The sequence below is a fragment of the Sphingobium agri genome (assembly GCF_023051225.1).
Lineage (GTDB): Bacteria > Pseudomonadota > Alphaproteobacteria > Sphingomonadales > Sphingomonadaceae > Sphingobium > Sphingobium agri.
On the sequence record NZ_JALKHS010000008.1, the window covers coordinates 247,783 to 265,402 of the forward strand.

General features: G+C 63.8%; 19 protein-coding genes and 1 tRNA gene. 7 read left to right on the top strand and 13 right to left on the bottom strand.

The window, feature by feature from the left end; genetic code table 11:
* Positions 1 to 89 precede the first annotated feature (89 nt).
* The 10 genes from rmuC to rpsM all read right to left on the bottom strand — a co-directional run bounded on the left by rmuC (position 90) and on the right by rpsM (position 9,471).
* Positions 90 to 1,523, bottom strand: coding sequence for a DNA recombination protein RmuC (gene rmuC / locus MU848_RS12300; protein WP_247232504.1), 1,434 nt, complete (start codon positions 1,521 to 1,523; stop codon positions 90 to 92).
* Between the two features lie 63 nt (positions 1,524 to 1,586).
* Positions 1,587 to 2,759: an aminotransferase gene (locus MU848_RS12305; RefSeq protein ID WP_247232506.1), complete on the bottom strand. Its 1,173-nt coding sequence runs from the start codon at positions 2,757 to 2,759 to the stop codon at positions 1,587 to 1,589.
* Between the two features lie 220 nt (positions 2,760 to 2,979).
* Positions 2,980 to 4,539, bottom strand: coding sequence for a glutamine-hydrolyzing GMP synthase (guaA, locus tag MU848_RS12310; RefSeq protein ID WP_247232515.1), 1,560 nt, complete (start codon positions 4,537 to 4,539; stop codon positions 2,980 to 2,982).
* A 42-nt stretch (positions 4,540 to 4,581) separates the two neighbouring features.
* Complete coding sequence (locus MU848_RS12315; RefSeq protein WP_247232524.1) at positions 4,582 to 5,835, bottom strand: TCR/Tet family MFS transporter; 1,254 nt, start codon at positions 5,833 to 5,835, stop codon at positions 4,582 to 4,584.
* Between the two features lie 144 nt (positions 5,836 to 5,979).
* On the bottom strand, positions 5,980 to 6,549 hold the full coding sequence (locus tag MU848_RS12320; protein WP_247232525.1) for a hypothetical protein: 570 nt from the start codon (positions 6,547 to 6,549) through the stop codon (positions 5,980 to 5,982).
* Between the two features lie 48 nt (positions 6,550 to 6,597).
* Positions 6,598 to 6,723, bottom strand: coding sequence for a hypothetical protein (locus MU848_RS19005; protein WP_281494425.1), 126 nt, complete (start codon positions 6,721 to 6,723; stop codon positions 6,598 to 6,600).
* A gap of 109 nt (positions 6,724 to 6,832) precedes the next feature.
* Positions 6,833 to 7,258 (bottom strand): 50S ribosomal protein L17, encoded by a 426-nt coding sequence (gene rplQ / locus MU848_RS12325; RefSeq protein WP_097090687.1) that lies wholly within the window; start codon positions 7,256 to 7,258, stop codon positions 6,833 to 6,835.
* Positions 7,259 to 7,456: 198 nt separating this feature from the next.
* Positions 7,457 to 8,518, bottom strand: coding sequence for a DNA-directed RNA polymerase subunit alpha (locus MU848_RS12330; RefSeq protein WP_097090688.1), 1,062 nt, complete (start codon positions 8,516 to 8,518; stop codon positions 7,457 to 7,459).
* A 120-nt stretch (positions 8,519 to 8,638) separates the two neighbouring features.
* Complete coding sequence (gene rpsK, locus MU848_RS12335; protein ID WP_004208752.1) at positions 8,639 to 9,028, bottom strand: 30S ribosomal protein S11; 390 nt, start codon at positions 9,026 to 9,028, stop codon at positions 8,639 to 8,641.
* Between the two features lie 74 nt (positions 9,029 to 9,102).
* Entirely contained in the window at positions 9,103 to 9,471 is a 369-nt protein-coding gene (rpsM, locus tag MU848_RS12340; protein WP_097090689.1) for a 30S ribosomal protein S13, read from the bottom strand.
* A 454-nt stretch (positions 9,472 to 9,925) separates the two neighbouring features.
* Here rpsM and MU848_RS12345 point away from each other — a divergent pair, with 454 nt between their 5' ends.
* Positions 9,926 to 10,453, top strand: a complete 528-nt coding sequence (locus MU848_RS12345; protein WP_247232528.1) for a hypothetical protein — start codon at positions 9,926 to 9,928, stop codon at positions 10,451 to 10,453.
* A 602-nt stretch (positions 10,454 to 11,055) separates the two neighbouring features.
* On the opposite strand, the gene MU848_RS12350 is transcribed toward MU848_RS12345, so the two are convergent.
* From MU848_RS12350 to MU848_RS12360, 3 genes are all read right to left on the bottom strand, one after another.
* The gene (locus MU848_RS12350; RefSeq protein ID WP_247232530.1) at positions 11,056 to 11,325 is read right to left on the bottom strand and encodes a 3TM-type holin; all 270 of its coding nucleotides are present in this window, start codon (positions 11,323 to 11,325) and stop codon (positions 11,056 to 11,058) included.
* Positions 11,318 to 11,857 carry a glycoside hydrolase family 108 protein gene (locus tag MU848_RS12355; RefSeq protein ID WP_247232532.1) on the bottom strand — a complete coding sequence of 180 codons (540 nt, stop codon included), beginning with the start codon at positions 11,855 to 11,857 and terminating at the stop codon, positions 11,318 to 11,320. The genes MU848_RS12350 and MU848_RS12355 overlap by 8 nt, the downstream gene beginning before the upstream one ends.
* 166 nt (positions 11,858 to 12,023) lie before the next feature.
* Positions 12,024 to 12,100: transfer RNA gene (locus MU848_RS12360), tRNA-Pro, on the bottom strand.
* Between the two features lie 185 nt (positions 12,101 to 12,285).
* Here MU848_RS12360 and yajC point away from each other — a divergent pair.
* From yajC to MU848_RS12390, 6 genes are all read left to right on the top strand, one after another.
* Positions 12,286 to 12,621: a preprotein translocase subunit YajC gene (gene yajC / locus MU848_RS12365; RefSeq protein WP_247232546.1), complete on the top strand. Its 336-nt coding sequence runs from the start codon at positions 12,286 to 12,288 to the stop codon at positions 12,619 to 12,621.
* Positions 12,622 to 12,628: 7 nt separating this feature from the next.
* Positions 12,629 to 14,227 (top strand): protein translocase subunit SecD, encoded by a 1,599-nt coding sequence (gene secD, locus MU848_RS12370; RefSeq protein ID WP_247232548.1) that lies wholly within the window; start codon positions 12,629 to 12,631, stop codon positions 14,225 to 14,227.
* Positions 14,228 to 14,245: 18 nt separating this feature from the next.
* Positions 14,246 to 15,232, top strand: a complete 987-nt coding sequence (secF, locus tag MU848_RS12375) for a protein translocase subunit SecF (protein WP_247232550.1) — start codon at positions 14,246 to 14,248, stop codon at positions 15,230 to 15,232.
* Positions 15,233 to 15,285: 53 nt separating this feature from the next.
* Positions 15,286 to 15,627, top strand: coding sequence for an Mth938-like domain-containing protein (locus MU848_RS12380; protein ID WP_315862464.1), 342 nt, complete (start codon positions 15,286 to 15,288; stop codon positions 15,625 to 15,627).
* 132 nt (positions 15,628 to 15,759) lie between these two features.
* Complete coding sequence (locus MU848_RS12385; protein ID WP_247232558.1) at positions 15,760 to 16,878, top strand: Ppx/GppA phosphatase family protein; 1,119 nt, start codon at positions 15,760 to 15,762, stop codon at positions 16,876 to 16,878.
* Positions 16,875 to 17,549 carry an RlmE family RNA methyltransferase gene (locus MU848_RS12390; protein ID WP_201515263.1) on the top strand — a complete coding sequence of 225 codons (675 nt, stop codon included), beginning with the start codon at positions 16,875 to 16,877 and terminating at the stop codon, positions 17,547 to 17,549. Before MU848_RS12385 ends, MU848_RS12390 begins: the two co-directional genes overlap by 4 nt.
* Positions 17,550 to 17,620: the final 71 nt, after the last annotated feature.

Below are 17,620 nucleotides of genomic sequence, written 5' to 3' on the forward strand. Positions count from 1 at the left end.
ATGTTGCAGAGCTCGGAAACGGCTTGCCGCAGTGAACGCGGAACGGCTGGCTCTATCCTCCTCCCGCCAGCAGGTGAGGGCAAGCAGCTTTACTCCGCAGCGTCCGCTACCGCCTCCGGCAATGCCCGCACCGCTTCAGGAGAGGCAGGCTCCCGCACCAATGCTTCCACTGGTTCCAGCGACTCCAGTTCGCGTCCGCCCGTCTCGATATTGAGGTCGCGCAGCTTGCGCCCAGTCACCAGCACCCGGCCTTCGAAGCTGCCGACGAACGCATTATAGTCGCTCACTGCCCCCGTCAGCCGATTGCCGAGCTTCTTGAGCGATCCCGCCGCGCCCGCCAGCCGCTCGTACAATTCCTTGCCGAGTGCGCCGATCCGCTTGGCTTCGTCCGCCATCTTCTCTTGCCGCCACACTGCCGCGACGGTGCGGGCGATGGCGATCAGGTTGGTGGGCGTCGCCAGCAGCACGCGCTTGCCAAAGGCGTGATCCCAAAGCTGCGGATCATGCTCCAGAGCGGCGGAAAGGAAATGCTCGCCCGGCACGAACATGATGACATAGTCCGGCGCATCGTCGAACTGGTCGGCATAGCTTTTCCGCCCCAGCGTCTCGACATGCGCGCGCATCGCGGCGGCGTGAGCGGACAGCAGCCGCTTGCGCTCATCCTCGCCCTCTGCGCCATAAGCGTCCTGATAGGCATTCAAGGACACCTTGGCGTCGATCACCAGCGCCCGCCCGCCCGGCACGCGCAGGATCGCGTCGGGCCGCAGCCGCCCATCCTCGCCCTCGACGCTGACTTCGGTGCGGAAGTCGACATGTTCCGAAAGCCCGCACGTCTCCAGCACGTTGCGCAACTGCTGCTCGCCCCAGCGGCCGCGCGCCTTGGGGGCATGGCGCAGCGAATCGACCAGCCGCTGCGCTTCGGCGCGCACGGCTTCCTGGCCCGACTTCATCGACTCGATCTCGCCGCGCAATATGCCATAGGCTTCGGTGCGCTGCTGCTCGATCTGGCTGATCTTCTGGTCGTAGCGCTGGATCGTCTCGTTGACCGGATGCAGCAATTGCTTGAGCTGCGCCTCGCTCTTCTCATGCGCCTGCGCCAGCCGCTGGTCGGCGCGCTCCAGGAAATGGCTCTGCGCCTGATGCAGCAGCTTGCCGCCGATCTCGCTGAACTGCGCCGACAACTGCTCCTTCGCATCCTTCAGCGCCACGATCTGCGCCTCGAAAGCTTCCGCCCGCGCCTGCGCCTCGGATCGCAGCGCCGCGAGCTCCCGCTCGGCAAGTCCCCGCGCCGCCCGCTCATCCTCCAGCCGCTGCGCCAGCACCCCTGCCTGCGCGGCCCGGTCCTGCGCCACAACCAGCTCTTGCAGGGCGCCGTTCCGCTGCGCCTCCGCCTGGGTCAGCCGCGACGTCAGCTCTGCCTTCTCCGCCGCCAATGGCGCCAGCGCCTTGCCGCGAAACAGCCAGCCGAGCCCCAGCCCCGCGACCAGGGCGGCCAGACTGAGAATGATGGCTAGGCTGTCCATGAAGATCCCCCTGTGGAACGAAAGGTGAACCTAGCCGCCCGGCCATCAGGCCGCAAGAGCTAGTTACCCCACCGCGTCGCGAAAGTGGCAAAGGCGCGCCACCGCCTCGTCGATCACTGCATCGCTCTTGGAAAAGCACAACCGCACCAGATGCTTGACCGCCGCATCGGGATAGAAGGCGGAAATCGGGATCCCCGCCACCCCAGCCTCGCCGATGATCCGCTCGCAAAACGCCACATCGTCCAACGCGATGCCCGACCCGCGAAGATCGAGCGTCACGAACCAGGTCGCGGCGCTCCGCTGCACATCATATCCGCCCGCGCGCAAGCCATCGACCAGCCGGTCGCGCGAAGCCTGATAGCCCGCCCGCATGGCCGCAAACCAGTCATCGGGTTTCGCCAGCCCCTCCGCCACCGCCCATTGCAGGTTCGGCGCGCTGGTAAAGGTCAGGAACTGATGCGCCCGCCCCAGCAACCGCGCCACGGGCGGCGCCGCGCACATCCAGCCGATCTTCCAGCCGGTTAGCGAGAATATCTTGCCTGCCGATCCGATCTTCACCGCCCGCTCCGCCATGCCGGGGAAGCGCATCAGCGGCTGATGGGTGCGGCCGTCGAAGGTCACATGCTCCCACACCTCGTCGCAAATGGCGATCAGGTCATGTTCGACGCAGAAGGCTGCCAGCATCGCCAGCTCGGCCTCATCCATGATGCTGCCGCTGGGATTGAGCGGATTGTTGAGGATCAGCAGGCGGGTGCGCAGCCCGACCGCTGCCTCCAGCGCCTCTTGCGTCACTCGCCAGTCGGGCGGCGTCAGCCTGATCACCCGAGCGATCCCGCCCGCGCGCTCCACCAGCGGCAGATAGGCGTCATAAAGCGGCGCGAGCAGCAGCACCTCGTCGCCCGGCTGCACCAGCGCGAACAGGGTGGCCGCAATCGCCTCGGTCGCGCCGGAAGTGACGATCACCGCCTCGGGCTCAAGCGCCAGCCCCTGATGCCGCCCATAATGCGCTGCCACCGCCGCCCGCAATTCCGGCAAGCCGTCACTTGGCGGATATTGGTTGGACCGGGTCATCAAGGCGTCGGCGGCCGCGCGCAATATGTCCTCGGGCCCTTGCGCGTCGGGAAATCCCTGGCCGAGGTTGATCGCACCCGTCTCCCGCGCGCGGGCGGACATTTTCTCGAAGATGGTGGCGGGCATCTCCCGATAGACGGGATGGCCCAGAGGCGCGCTGGTCATGGAGCGAGACTATCGCGCGCAACTGTCGGAGTATAGCGCGCTGGAAGACGTCAACTCATCTAACCCCGTTCGGGCTGAGCTTGTCGAAGCCCTCTACTTCTTCAAGCGGAAGAGCGGAAGTAGCGAACGCCACTCGGGAGAGGCTAGCTCTCACCCACGGCACATCCCGGTGCCGAATAAACCGGATGACCGCCCCCCCCGGACGGTCATGTTATCCGGTTTATTCCCACTCGATCGTGCCCGGTGGCTTCGAGGTATAGTCGTAAACCACGCGGTTGATGCCCTTGACCTCATTGATGATCCGCGTCGCCACGCGGCTGAGGAAGGCGGCGTCGAACGGATAGATGTCCGCCGTCATGCCATCGGTCGATGTCACCGCCCGCAGCGCGCAGACGCTGTCATAGGTGCGATGGTCGCCCATCACGCCGACCGTGCGCACCGGCAGCAGCACGGCAAAGGCCTGCCAGATCGCGTCATACAGCCCGGCGTTGCGGATTTCCTCCAGATAGATGAGGTCCGCCTTGCGCAGAATGTCGCAGCGTTCCTTGTTCACCTCGCCCGGAATGCGGATCGCCAGGCCGGGGCCGGGGAAGGGGTGACGCCCTACGAACACCTCGGGCAGGCCAAGCTCACGGCCCAGAACCCGCACTTCGTCCTTGAAAAGCTCGCGCAGCGGCTCCACCAGCTTCATGTTCATGCGCTCGGGCAGGCCGCCGACATTATGGTGGCTCTTGATCGTCACCGAAGGGCCGCCGGTGAAGCTCACGCTCTCGATGACGTCGGGATAAAGCGTCCCCTGCGCCAGGAAAGCCGCGCCGCCGATCTTCTTGGCCTCATCCTCGAACACGTCGATGAAGGTCTTGCCGATGAACTTGCGCTTGGCTTCCGGGTCGGTGACGCCCTCCAAGCCCTTCATGAACAGCGTCTCGGCATTCACATGGACGAGCGGGATATTGTAGCTGCCCCGGAACAGGCTCACCACCTGCTCGGCTTCCCCGCTGCGCATCAGGCCATGGTCCACGAAGACGCAGGTCAGCTGGTCGCCGATCGCCTCATGGATCAGCACGGCCGCAACGGCACTATCGACGCCGCCGGAAAGGCCGCAGATCACCTTGCCATCACCCACCTGCTCGCGGATCTCGGCGATCTTGGTCGCGCGGAACTCGGCCATGGTCCAATCGCCCTTCAGGCCGCAGACATGGCGCGCGAAATTGGCGATTAGCTTGCCGCCGTCGGGCGTATGCACGACTTCGGGATGGAATTGCGTGGCGTAGAAGCGCTTTTCCTCGTTCGCGGTCATCGCAAAGGGCGCGCCTTCGCTCACCGCCACCACTTCGAAACCGGGAGCCAGGCTCGTCACCTTGTCGCCATGGCTCATCCACACCTGGTGGCGTTCGCCTTCCGCCCACAAGCCGTCGAACAGGGCGCAGCGCTTCTTGATCTCGATGAAGGCGCGGCCGAACTCGCCGCTTTCGCCGCCTTCGACATTGCCGCCCATCTGCTGCATCATCGTCTGCTGGCCATAGCAGATGCCCAGGATCGGGATGCCCGCGTCAAAGAAGGACTCCGGCGCACGCGGGCTGTCTTCCCACATTACCGACGAAGGCCCGCCTGACAGGATGATGCCCTTGGGCTGCATCCGCTTGAAGGCTTCATCCGCGCTGTTGAAAGGTGCGATCTCGGAATAGACGCCCGCCTCGCGCACGCGCCGCGCGATCAGCTGCGTCACCTGGCTGCCGAAATCCACGATAAGGATGGAATCCTGAAGGGGCAGCGTCATCGAATCGCCTTTACGAACCGGAGGAAATGGGATGCCGCGCGGTTAGTGCGCTTGGCTCCTCTTGTCCAGCGAAGGCACGGCCTGCGCCCGTCCCGCCGCCCAGCCGAGCAGCGCCGCGCCGCCCAGCACCGCCGCCGCGATCAGGAAGGCGCTGCCAATGAAGGGCAGCACCGGCCGCTCACCCACCGATATGGAATAGATCGCGCCGAAGAAGATCGGGGAAAGGACCCCGGCGATTGATCCCACGCTGTTGTTCGCGCCCTGCAACTGCCCCTGTTCGGACTCGGACACGCGCTGCGTCATCAGCGACTGGATGGTCGGCATCGCCAAGCCCCAGAAAGCGCTGGGGAATACAGCCGCGATGAACATCTCCTCGGTGGGCGCGAGGCCCATCATCGCCAGGCCCAGCGCGCCAAAGGCAAGGCCGATCACCATCGTCCGCCGATCGCCCAATCGCTTCGTCACCGGCCCGACGAGCAGCCCCTGTACGCTCATGTCCAGCGCGCCGACCAGCGCGAACAAAGTGCCGACCTGCCATGGTCCCCATCCATAGCGATCGCCTGCATAGAGCACGAACACCGCTGAAAACAGGTGATGCGCAAAATGCAGCAGAAAGTTGACCGTGGCGAGGCTCGACAGTTCGGGATGCGATCGCAGCAGCCTTAGCGCGCCGAAGGGATTGGCCCGCTTCCACGAAAAGGCCATCCGCTTCTCAGGCGCCAGCGACTCGGGCAAGACGATCAGGCCATAGAGGAAGGCGAGCGCGGAAAATCCCGCCGCGGCCCAGAATGGCACCCGCACCGAAATTTCGCCCAGCATGCCGCCCAGCAGCGGCCCGGCGACGAACCCGCCGCTGAACGCCGCGCCGATCAGGCCATAGCCGCGCGCCCTTCTTTCGGGCGGCATGATGTCGGCCATATAGGCGAAGGTCGATGTGAAGCTGGACGACGTTACGCCCGCCAATATGCGCCCTAGCGCCAGCCACCACAGATTGGGCGCGAGCGCCATCAGCAGGAAGTCGAGCGCCAGCCCCGCCACCGAAATCAGGATCACCGGCCGCCGCCCGAAACGATCGGACAACGATCCGATGATGGGCGAGCACAGGAACTGCATCACCGCCCACAGCGCGACCAGCAGGCCGTTCCACAAGCCGATATTATTCGTCGATCCCGTCAGCTCCTCGATCAGCTGGGGCACGACCGGGATGACGATGCCCATCGACATCACATCGAGCAGCGCCGTCAGCAGAATGAAGACGATCGCAGCAGTGCGGGGAGGGGCGGGGGTTGACGACATGATGGCCCGCCTACCCGATTCCCGCCCCGCGTGGAACCGCCGGAAGCAAAATGGGCGAAATTTCCGAATTGGACTCGAAAGTTCGTGTGAGATGCGTCGGGGCAGCAGGACCGGATCGCTTCCTGCCCCTAGCTTTTGACGCCGCTATCGCGCGGAGGCCCCACGAGGGATATTCAATTTGACGATGCGGCCATTCTCGACCGAGCAGGTGAAGTGGAGCGTCTTGCCATCGGTCGCGCGCCAGCTGGATCGGGCGTCGATGTCCCCCTCCACCTCATAACCGTCGCGGCTTTCCCGCGGCTCCTGCACTTGCCGAACCTCCGCAAAGCCGCCGTCCCGCTCTGCCTCCTCGCGCGCGGCAACCGCGCATTCGGTGGTGGCCTCTTCCCGCTCCCGATCCGCCCAGGCGTCCTGCGTTGGTGCCGAGGGATCGCCATCACGCCCGGCTCTCGCATCGGTCTGCGCCTGCTCATACGGCTCGCCGGTGACGTCGGAAAAATCATCATCCGCGCGCGGCTGCGTTGACGGCCTGTTGTCCCGCTGCGCTCCTTCGGCAAGGTTATCGTCCGCGTAACCCTCATCCTGCGGCTGGCGGTCGTCGGCTCGCGGATATCCATAGTCCGATCCCTGCCCAGACTGGGCCATCGCCGCGCCGTTCACCAGCAATGCCGCGCCCAGCATCGCTCCCGTCATCCACCCCGCCTTGCCGCTCATGCCATCGCTCCTCTCCAAATGCGCCGCTGGTCTAGGCTGCCCCGGCTGTCACATGGCTGAACGCAGGGCACGGCTCGTCGCGGATAGCGGGGTGGCAAAGGCATAGCCCCGGTCCTGTACCGCGATCAGCTCGTCCACCGGCCTTCCCGGCTCATGGCCAGCCGGAAAGCGCATACTTCCTCTTTTCTAGCCCCGAAAAACAAAACAGGCTGCGGCTTCATCGAGCCGCAGCCTGTTTCTCAATCCATCAGCCCGCTTTCAGGAAGCGCGCCGTTGCCTCTGATCAGGCCGCTTCCAGCTCGTCCGCGTCAGCGTTCTGAACCGGGCCCGAATCCTTGCCCTTGGCATCGACGTCGCGATCGACCAGTTCGATGATCGCGATCGGCGCGGCGTCCGAAGCGCGGATGCCGGCCTTGATCACGCGGGTGTAGCCACCGTTGCGATCCTTGTAGCGCTCGGCCAGAACTTCGAACAGCTTGGTCAGCTGCGTGTCGTCCTGCAGACGGGCATGGGCCAGACGGCGGTTCGACAGACCACCCTTCTTGGCGAGGGTGATCAGCTTTTCGACGTAGGGACGCAGTTCCTTCGCCTTGGGCGTGGTCGTCAGGATTTGCTCATGCTTGATGAGCGAAGCGGCGAGGTTGCGGAGCAGCGCGTTACGATGCCCGGCGCTGCGCTGCAGCTTACGATGACCAACCTTGTGACGCATAAGTCTTTCCTTCCGTTCGTTAAGGGCCCGTATGAGGTAGCCCAGACCAGGCGGTGTTAAGGGCCACCGCCCACCAGCCCATTTTCGTCATCCCAGCGGAAGCTGGAATCTCGCGCCGCTAGGTCGCCCGTAGCGGCCGGAGGCCTCGTAGCGAGGCACGTGACTCCCTGCGACATCCGCTGGGGCGACGGGTCGGATTTAACCCAGCAGCTCCTGTTCGAGCTTCTTGGCCATTTCCTCGATATTTTCCGGCGGCCAGCCGGGAATGTCCATGCCCAGGCGCAGACCCATGGACGACAGCACTTCCTTGATTTCGTTCAGCGACTTGCGGCCGAAATTGGGGGTGCGCAGCATCTCGGCTTCGGTCTTCTGAACCAGGTCGCCGATATAGATGATGTTGTCGTTCTTGAGGCAGTTGGCCGAACGGACCGACAGTTCCAGCTCGTCCACCTTCTTGAGCAGATAGCGGTTGATCTGGTTCGTGTCGCTCTCGCCTTCCGCAGCAGCCGAAGCAGCGGCGCCAGCAGCCGGAGCGGCGACGGGCAGGGCGTCTTCGAAGTGGACGAACAGCTGCAACTGGTCCTGCAGGATGCGGGCGGCATAAGCCACTGCGTCTTCCGGCGTGACGGTGCCGTCGGTTTCGACGGTCAGCGACAGCTTGTCATAGTCCAGTTCCTGGCCGACGCGGGTATTGTCGACCTTGTAGGCGACCTGGCGCACCGGCGAATAGAGCGCGTCGATCGGGATCAGGCCGATCGGCGCATCGGCCGGGCGATTGGCGACGGCGGGGACATAGCCCTTGCCGACGTCGGCGGTCAGTTCCATGTTCAGCGTCGCGCCCTGGTCCAGGTGGCAGATCACCAGGTCGGGGTTCATCACTTCGATGTCGCCAACGGTGGTGATGTCGCCCGCGCGCACTTCGGCGGGGCCGGTCGCGGACAGCTGGAGACGGCGAGGGCCATCGCCTTCCATCTTCAGCGCGACCTGCTTGATGTTGAGGACGATGTCCGTCACATCTTCACGCACGCCGGCCAGCGACGAGAATTCGTGGAGCACGTTCTCGATCTTGATCGAGGTGACCGCCGCGCCCTGGAGCGAGGACAGAAGAACCCGGCGCAGCGCGTTACCGAGCGTCAGGCCGAAACCGCGCTCCAGCGGCTCGGCAACGAAGGTCGCCTTGCGCCTGCCGTCGCCCGCCGCCTTGATCTCAAGGCTGTTGGGCTTCTTCAATTCCTGCCAGTTCTTCATGTTGACAGTCATGTATTTCCCCTGGGGATGAGGCCGGAACGTTTGAAATCCTGAACCCGACAGGACCGCCCGGCGATGTAAGTGGGTTAAACGGGCGGCGCGTCCGCCGCCCGGAAAACGCAAGCCCGGCGGTTAGACGCGGCGGCGCTTGGAAGGACGCACGCCATTGTGCGGGATCGGCGTCACGTCGCGGATCGATGTGATGTGGAAGCCGACGGCCTGCAGGGCGCGCAGAGCCGATTCACGGCCCGAGCCCGGACCCTTCACTTCGACTTCCAGGGTGCGCACGCCATGTTCGGCGGCCTTGCGGCCCGCGTCTTCGGCGCAAACCTGCGCAGCGTACGGGGTCGACTTGCGGCTGCCCTTGAAGCCCATCATGCCGGCCGAGGACCAGCTGATTGCATTGCCCTGGGCGTCGGTGATGGTGACCATCGTGTTGTTGAAGCTGGCGTTGACGTGCGCGACGCCAGCCGAGATGTTCTTGCGCTCGCGCCGCTTAATGCGCTGTGGTTCGCGTGCCATGTTGCTCTATCCTACTGAAATCGTTGAAAGCGGAAGTGACCGGAGGACCATGCCAAAAGGCTGGCCCTCAACGATTACTTCTTCTTGCCGGCAATCGGCTTGGCCTTGCCCTTGCGGGTGCGCGCATTGGTGTGCGTGCGCTGGCCGCGAACCGGCAAGCCCTTGCGGTGACGCAGGCCGCGATAGCAGGCGAGGTCCATCAGGCGCTTGATGTTCATCGCGGTTTCGCGGCGCAGGTCGCCTTCCACCGTGTGATCGGCGTCGATGGCTTCACGGATCTGCAGGACTTCGGCGTCCGACAGGTCCTGCACGCGACGGCTGTGGTCGATGCCCAGCTTGTCGGCGATCGCAACCGCGGTGTGACGGCCGATGCCGTGGATGTAGGTGAGCGCGATGATCACGCGCTTGTTGGTCGGGATGTTGACACCCGCAATACGTGCCATGGTAATCTGTACTCCTGCTCCACGGGGCGGTTGGCGCCACCCCATCTCAAAGCGTCCGGGCCGAGCCCTAGAAGGACTGCGGCCGATTCGATAGACCCCGAGACGCAAAAAAGACGGCCAGTGCCATGCACTGCCGCTCACCAGCGTGTCCGGGATGGCTGTGCCCCTAGCGATTCGCCGGGAAACTGTCAATCGGCGAGCGCCTCATGACTGGGTATTCTGGATGGCGCACTGCCACTCCCCTCCCGCAGGCGTTCAAACGAGGCGCGTGACTCGTTTGAAGGGTAGGGGGGGCTAGTGCAACGCTGATGCGATGAAAAGAACCTCGCTCCCGCTCTCGCCACCCTCGGCTGCGGCGGGGTGGATGTTCCTTCCCTCCCATCTCGCAACCCACCAACAGAAAAATGCTTTTCCCGGTTGAACCCGTTCCGTGCCCTCGGGCATTGAGGGACCCATGCGTACGATCCCCGCCTCCGCCGCCCTTGCATCCCTGCTCCTTCTCCCCGCTTGCGTCAGCGCCCCTGACGCGCCGCCTCCACGGCAAGCAGCCCCGCGCCCGTCGCCGCCCTCGGCCAGCGCGCCTCTGCCGACACCTGCGCCGGTCGAATGGCAATATCGCCCGGCAACGCCCGGCACATGGAGCTACCGCGCCGAGGGCTCAGGTTCCGTCGCCGCTTTCTCCAGCCCCGCATCGGGCACGCTGCTGTCCGTCCGGTGCGATCCCGCTGCCGGGCGCGTCAGCGTCCTGCGCACGGGGGCAGGGCAGGGGAGCCTCACGATCCGCACCAGCTATGGCGCGACCAGCTGGCCCGCCACACCGGGCGGCGCCGGCACGCTGGCCGTTCGCGCCGCGAGCGACACGGTGCTTGATCAGATCGCATACAGCCGTGGCCGCTTTGCCGTGGAGGCGCAGGGGCTCGACACCTTGATCCTCCCCGCCTGGGCAGAGGTCGGCCGCGTCATCGAAGACTGCCGCCGCTAAAGAGCAGATCAGTCTCTCACCGCATCATCTTGTGGGGAAATCATCGCCAAGGCACCAGATCGGCTTTTCAGGCGGACGCGCAAGTATGATTCGAAAAAAGAAATTTACAAGTCTTGATCGTGCGTCCCGTCTGATTCACAGTCCATTTCGTGGCCAGGTGAAAGGTCGATTTTTGAGCCGGGTCGCGCGGGCTTAAACAAGCGAAAGGAGGTGATCCGATGTCTCATGGTTCAGCAGTGAGGTCGGTCAAGTCCATTCGGGAAACGCGCCGCTGAGCGACGTCATAACGTCGGTTTTTGCAGACATCGAAACAGCCTCCGCCGCGACATGTCGCGAACGGGCGTTCCTTGTCCGCCAAGATAGCGCGATCAACGTTTCCCTTGGGCCGCACTTCCGGCCACTGTGACCATGTCAATGATGGGCCGCTGGGTCGATCTGCCCAGCGGCCCCTCTCATTTATGGAGTTTGGTTGCAAACCGTTGAGGCTGGAGCGCAACCAGAGCCCCTCTCCCCTTCAGGGGTCGGCCAGAGGCACGTGACTCTGGCCGAGGTGCCGAGCGAAGCGATGGCAGGAGAGGGGGGAACGCTCAAGACGCTCCCAACTACCGCTCCACCCCCTTAACCTTCCCCCATGTCCGCGCCGCGGTATATCCAAGATAGCCCGTACCGAACAGCGCATAGAGCGGCTCGGGCAATGCCTCGAAATAGCCCCGCATCGCCCGGACGATCGCCGCTGCGCCGTCCGGCCAGACCCCGCCGATCAAGCCCACCGGCACCGACCAGAGCAGCAGGCCATACATGACGTAGAGAAAGGCAGGCCGCGCCCGCAACGTCCAGCGATCGGCCCGCCCCCGCACATGGCGCCTAACCAACGCGGTTCGCCAGCCAGCCATAGAGAAAGGCTTCGTTAGCGGGCCTGCTCTCCGCCAGCGCCAGATAGCGCTCCCCCTGCAACGCCTCGATCGCCTTCAGCAGCACCTTCTCCCCAGCCTTGCCGCGCAAGGCCATGAAGGCCCTCAACGCCGCCAAGGTCTTTGCGCCGATGACCCGGTCGACCTTGAGGTCCGGATAATCCTTCTGGTTCCGATTGAGCGCGTTGAGCGCCCGCTGCAGGAAGCCGGTCGCGGTTGCCGCGCCCATGTTGACCGCGCTGTCGAACAGTTCGGCGGCAATCTCCGGCACCATCTCCGCGACGAAGGCATAGCCTGGCCTCTCCCAGTAGAGCCGCCGGTAGATGCTCTCCGCCAGCGCACGGGGCAGCCGACGCATGTCGCCCGCATAGCCGTTGGCGCGCGCGACTGCTTCCGTGATCCCGAAATTGGTGGCCCCACCGCGATCTGCCGGATGGTGACTGAAGCCGCCCTCGCGCGCGATCACCTCGTCGATCAATGCCGCAATATCCATCAACCCGCCTCCTTCATCGAATGAGGCAGGGCATTTATCCCATCTGGTTAGCTGTAGGACAGCGCAAAATCGCTCGCCACGCTAAAAATAGGAAAAATAGGAAAGGGCATGAAGCGCCAGGCCGATTCCGAAAATCGGCTTTTCTCGCTACTTCATTCGTGAATTTTGGTCGGGACGAGAGGATTCGAACCTCCGACCCCCACACCCCCAGTGTGATGCGCTACCAGGCTGCGCTACGTCCCGACCGGAGCGGCGGCACATAGAAGCAGTTTTCAGAACATGCAAGCCTTTCGGCAAGCCTTTTCGCGCCTTTCTTCCTTCCCTAATGATATTGCCTCCCTGTCCCGATCTGTGTTAGCCGCGCGCCCTTGATCCGCAGGCATTTGCCTGTCTGCGGCCGGACAAGAGAATAAGGCGATAGTCCCATCATGTTCATTACCCCAGCCTTTGCCCAGACCGCGGGCGAGCAGTCTTCCGGCGCATCCATGCTGGTGCAGATGGCGCCGCTCGTTCTCATCTTCGTCGTCTTCTACTTCCTCCTGATCCGTCCCCAGCAGAAGCGGATGAAGGAGCATAAGGCGAAGATCGACGCGGTGAAGAAGGGGGATCAGGTCGTCACCGGGGGCGGCCTGGTGGGCAAGGTGACCCGCGTCGATGAATTTTATGTCGATGTCGAGCTCGCGCCGGGCATGAAGGTGAAGGCGGTCAAGTCAACGCTCACCGATGTCGTCGATCCGGCCACCGCCAAGCCCGCGAACGACTGACCGCCCGATGCTGAACTTTTCGCGCTGGGCTGTCGCGGCAATCCTGCTGCCCCTGGTTATCGGTATCGTCTGCGCAATCCCCAGCTTCCTGCCGGATGCGGCGGTGCAGCGGCTGCCCGGCTTCATGCAGACCCGGGTGAACCTGGGCCTTGACCTCTCAGGCGGCAGCCATCTTCTGCTCGAAGCATCGACACAGGACGTTGCCAAGCAGCGCCTCGCCAATATGGAAGAGCAGGTCCGTACCGAGCTTCGCCGTGGCACGCCGCGCATCGCGATCGGTGATATTTCCAGCCGTGACGGCAAGCTCAGCTTCATGGTGCGCGATCCGTCGCAGGTTGATGCCGCGGTCGAGCGCATCCGACCGTTGACGCAGGGCGCGGGACTGACCGGCCAGCGCGACTTCAATGTCGAGGTCGTGAACAGCTCGACCGTCGTCATCACGCCTACCGAGGCCGGGATCGACAATGCGGTCAAGAGCGCCATGGAAGTGGCGACCGAAGTCATCCGCAAGCGCATCGACGAAATGGGCACGCGCGAGCCGACCATTCAGCAGCAGGGTGGCAATCGCATTGTCGTGCAGGTGCCTGGGCTTCAGAACCCCAAGGCGTTGAAGGACCTGCTCGGCCAGACCGCCAAGCTGGAATTCAAGCTGGTGGATACCAGCGCCAACCCGTCGGATGTCGCGCAGGGCCGCGCACCTGTCGGCAGCGAAGTGCTGCCTTATCCCAATAATCCCTCAGGGATTCCGGCCATCGCGGTCAAGCGACAGGTCATGGTATCCGGCGAGGACCTGACCGACGCCACGCAAGGATATGACCAGAGCAACCAGGCAATCGTCAATATCCGCTTCAACGGGTCAGGTGGGCGCAAGTTCGGTCAGGTGACGTCGCAAAACGTAAACCGTCCTTTCGCGATCATCCTTGACGGCACTGTATTGTCTGCGCCGAATATCAACGAGCCCATCCTCGGCGGCTCTGCCCAGATCAGCGGCAGTTTCACCGTCGAAAGTGCGAACCAGTTGGCCATCGCCCTGCGATCGGGCAAGCTGCCTGTTGCTCTGACCGTGGTGGAAGAGCGCACGGTAGGTCCGCAATTGGGTGCCGATTCGATCCGGGCGGGTTTGCTGGCATCGGTTATCGCCGTGGCCGCGGTCGCTGCGTTCATGTTCGTCAGCTACGGTCGTTTCGGCATGTATGCGAACCTCGCCGTCGCCATCAATGTGCTCGTGATCCTTGGCGTCATGGGCATGCTGGGAGCGACATTGACCCTGCCGGGGATCGCGGGCTTCGTGCTCACCATCGGTACGGCCGTGGACGCCAACGTCCTTATCTACGAACGCATCCGGGAAGAGAGGCGTCGTGGGCGCGGCGTCGTTCAGGCGATCGAGTTCGGCTATAAGGAAGCCAGCCGCACCATCTTCGAAGCGAACGTCACCCATGCGATCGCAGGAGGCATCATGCTCGCGCTTGGGTCAGGGCCGGTCAAAGGCTTCGCGATCGTTCTGCTGATCGGCATCGCGACCAGCGTGTTCACCGCCGTGACCTTCACCCGCCTGCTCGCGTCCCGCTGGCTTCGCGCCAAGCGTCCGACCGAGATCCATATTTAAGGGGCCGGGAGAGAACCCATGAAACTTCTAAAGCTCGTCCCCGACAACACGAATATCGGCTTTGTGAAGCTGCGCCATTGGGCTTTCGCCCTGACGGCTTTGCTTACCCTTCTCGCGGTAGGCGCGACGATCCATCGCGGCCTCAACCTTGGCGTCGATTTCGTCGGCGGCCTGATGATCGAGGCCAAGTTCCAGCAGCCTGCCGAACTGGACCGGGTTCGCACGACGATCGACAGGCTTGGTGTGGGTGACGGATCGCTCCAGCAATTCGGTGATCCCAAGACGGTGCAGATCCGCCTTCCCCTTCCAGAAGAAGGTGGCGCGGGTGCGGCCAACGCGATTGTCGAGAAGGCGCGCAAGGCGCTCAGTGCGGAGTTCCCCGGCGTCGCCTTCTCCCGTTACGACACCGTGTCGGGCAAGGTTTCGGGCGAGCTGATCCAGAATGGCGTGCTGGCCGTCATGCTAGCGGTGATCGGGATCGCGATCTTCTCCTGGTTCCGCTATGAATGGCAGTTCGGCGTCTCCACCTTTGTCGCGATCATGCACGACGTGCTGATGACGCTCGGTTTCTTCGCGATCACCCAACTGGAATTCGACCTCAACATCGTCGCGGCGGTCCTCACGATCGTCGGCTATTCGATCAACGACAAGATGGTGATCGACGACCGCATCCGCGAAAATATGCGGAAATACCGCAAGATGGACATGAAGGCGTTGATCGACCTGTCGGTCAATGAAACGCTGCCTCGCACGGTGATGACATCGGTCACGATCATGTTGGCATTGGGCGCCCTGCTGCTCTTCGGTGGTCATGTGCTGCGTGGTTTCACCGCTGCCATGATGCTCGGCATCGTGGTCGGCACCTATTCTTCGGTCTATGTGTCCTCCTCGCTTCTGATCACGCTGGGTCTGTCGCCGCAGGTGGGAGAGAAGAAGGCGGGCAAGACGAATATCGCAGCGCAAGCCGAACGCATGGGCCCGCGCGACGACGGGGCGCGGCCCTGACCGACAAGCGCACCGGCATCGAACTGCGCCGCGATGACACGGGGCAGGGGCCGATCGTTACCGGTTTTTCCGGCAGGGGCTTTCGCGTCAAGGACGATGTCTTTCCGGACGGGCTGCTGCTCACCCCGGCCAAGGCCTTGCGATGGAGCGATGCTCCTGCGCCTGAACAGCTGACGCTTGCTGCCTTGGGCGATCTGCTGACGATTGATCCGCTGCCTGAATTCCTGTTGCTCGGGACTGGGGCGGGCTTGCGCCAGCCACCGCGCGCCTTTGTGCGCGAACTGGAAAATATGGGCATTGGCGTCGAAGCGATGGACAGCCGCGCGGCGGCTCGCGCGTGGGGCGTGTTGCGCGCCGAGGAGCGCTGGATAGTGGCGGCTCTCCTGCCACTTTGACGGGCGGCACTCGTCCGCACCTCTATGTCATTGGATTTCTGGCCCCGTCTTGCGCTTTGCGTGGCATCCGCATAGTCTGACGCCAAGTTCCGTCACCTGTCGGTGCCGGCGAAGAAGAAAAGTGATCCGGCCATGGTGCAGCAAAGCCGCCCATCGCCGCAGAGTTCCGGTCCCGCCGGGGGCGCTTCGGGCAAGAACGCTCGTTCCGGCCAGGGTAATGGGAGCAAGGCTGCGGCCATACCTCCCCCGTCAAAGCAGCGGGGCTCATTGCCTCATCCATCGCGAGGGCGGCGTTCCTATGCGGCGATCGATCTCGGCACCAACAATTGCCGCCTGCTGATTGCCAAGCCCTCCGCAGATGGCTTCATCGTTGTCGATGCCTTTTCACGGATCGTCAGGCTGGGTGAGGGGCTGGCCGCTACGGGCCGGATCAGCGATGCTGCCATCGAACGCGCAATCGCGGCGCTTTCCGTCTGCGCTGACAAGTTGCGGCGCAGGCATGTGACGCTTGCGCGATCCGTCGCGACCGAAGCTTGCCGCCGCGCAGCCAACGGTGCGGAGTTCATCCAGCGCGTCTATCGGGAGACGGGGATTGCTCTCGACATCATCAGCGCGCAGGAAGAGGCGCGGCTGGCGGTCATGGGCTGTCACGCACTGCTTGAGCCCGGCGATGGCCCTGCCTTGATCTTCGATATAGGCGGCGGGTCGACCGAACTGGTTCTGGTCGACGCAAATAGGGAAGGTGCGCCGCACATCGTCGATTGGGTCAGCGCGCCTTGGGGCGTGGTTTCCCTAACCGAAAGCGAACTGTTCGATCATGCGGACCAGAGCGAACGACTGGCCGCATATGCGCGCATGCGGTCGCGCGTGGCGAAAGCCTTTGCGCCTCTCGCCCGCCGCTTGCCGCAAGCCGATTGTTCGATGCGCCTGCTCGGCACGTCGGGAACGGTGACGACGCTGGCGAGCGTCCATCTCAATCTGCCGCGCTACGACCGGCAGGCGATCGACGGGCTGATCGTACCATCGACATCGATGCGGTCGATCTCCAGCAGATTGTCCACCATGTCGCTCGCCGAACGGCAGAAGCTGCCTTGCATCGGATCGGAGCGCGCCGACCTTGTGGTGGCGGGATGCGCGATCCTTGAATCAATTCTCGATATATGGCCCGCCGAGAGGTTGGGCGTCGCTGATCGCGGTATTCGCGAAGGTATATTGCGCGGCCTGATGGATCGCGATGGAGCAATGATGTGAGAGGCGGGGGAGCCGGCAAGGTTCGGGTCAAATCGGCCAAGGGACGGACGGCGCAATCGACGCGCTGGCTCGAGCGGCAGTTGAACGATCCCTATGTCCGCAAGGCGAAGGCGGAAGGCTGGAGAAGCCGGGCAGCCTTCAAGCTGATCGAACTTGATGAGAAGTTCCACTTCGTGAAGGGCTCTCGCGCGGTAGTCGATCTGGGGGTAGCGCCGGGGGGGTGGGCACAGGTGGTGCGCAAGCTGTCGCCCAGGGCCAAGGTTGTGGGCATCGACCTGTTGCCGACGGACCCGATCCCTGGCGTCACCCTGTTCGAAATGGACTTCATGGATGACAAGGCGCCTGTTGTTCTCGCCGAAGCGCTAGGCGATGCACCCGATCTTGTGATTTCAGACATGGCCGCGAATACCGTGGGTCATGCGCAGACAGATCATTTGCGCACCATGGCCCTGGTCGAAGCAGCGGCATGGTTTGCCGTGGAAAATCTTCGCAAAGGCGGCACCTTTGTCGCGAAGGTGTTCGCGGGCGGCACGGATGCCGATCTGCTGGCGGTGTTGAAGCAGCATTTTACGACGATCAAGCATGCCAAGCCGCCCGCCAGCCGCAAGGGCAGCGTGGAATGGTATGTCGTCGCGCAAGGGTTCAAGGGGCGGCCCGGCGAACAGGGCTGACGCTGCTTTAGAGCGCGCTGCGTTCATCGGACGCAGGTCGCGCGCGTTAGTTTTTGTTATCGCATCGTTTT

Bases quoted from the DNA above. Each gene is read 5' to 3' on its own strand.
- rpsK (WP_004208752.1), bottom strand. From the start codon at position 9,028: ATGGCACGCGAACCACAGCGCATTAAGCGGCGCGAGCGCAAGAACATC.
- MU848_RS12320 (WP_247232525.1), bottom strand. From the start codon at position 6,549: ATGAGCGGCAAGGCGGGGTGGATGACGGGAGCGATGCTGGGCGCGGCA.
- MU848_RS12315 (WP_247232524.1), bottom strand. From the start codon at position 5,835: ATGTCGTCAACCCCCGCCCCTCCCCGCACTGCTGCGATCGTCTTCATT.
- rpsM (WP_097090689.1), bottom strand. From the start codon at position 9,471: ATGGCACGTATTGCGGGTGTCAACATCCCGACCAACAAGCGCGTGATC.
- guaA (WP_247232515.1), bottom strand. From the start codon at position 4,539: ATGACGCTGCCCCTTCAGGATTCCATCCTTATCGTGGATTTCGGCAGC.
- MU848_RS12330 (WP_097090688.1), bottom strand. From the start codon at position 8,518: ATGACTGTCAACATGAAGAACTGGCAGGAATTGAAGAAGCCCAACAGC.
- MU848_RS19005 (WP_281494425.1), bottom strand. From the start codon at position 6,723: ATGCGCTTTCCGGCTGGCCATGAGCCGGGAAGGCCGGTGGACGAGCTG.
- rmuC (WP_247232504.1), bottom strand. From the start codon at position 1,523: ATGGACAGCCTAGCCATCATTCTCAGTCTGGCCGCCCTGGTCGCGGGG.
- secF (WP_247232550.1), top strand. From the start codon at position 14,246: ATGAAACTTCTAAAGCTCGTCCCCGACAACACGAATATCGGCTTTGTG.
- MU848_RS12345 (WP_247232528.1), top strand. From the start codon at position 9,926: ATGCGTACGATCCCCGCCTCCGCCGCCCTTGCATCCCTGCTCCTTCTC.
- rplQ (WP_097090687.1), bottom strand. From the start codon at position 7,258: ATGCGTCACAAGGTTGGTCATCGTAAGCTGCAGCGCAGCGCCGGGCAT.
- MU848_RS12305 (WP_247232506.1), bottom strand. From the start codon at position 2,759: ATGACCAGCGCGCCTCTGGGCCATCCCGTCTATCGGGAGATGCCCGCC.
- MU848_RS12355 (WP_247232532.1), bottom strand. From the start codon at position 11,857: ATGGATATTGCGGCATTGATCGACGAGGTGATCGCGCGCGAGGGCGGC.
- secD (WP_247232548.1), top strand. From the start codon at position 12,629: ATGCTGAACTTTTCGCGCTGGGCTGTCGCGGCAATCCTGCTGCCCCTG.
- yajC (WP_247232546.1), top strand. From the start codon at position 12,286: ATGTTCATTACCCCAGCCTTTGCCCAGACCGCGGGCGAGCAGTCTTCC.
- MU848_RS12385 (WP_247232558.1), top strand. From the start codon at position 15,760: ATGGTGCAGCAAAGCCGCCCATCGCCGCAGAGTTCCGGTCCCGCCGGG.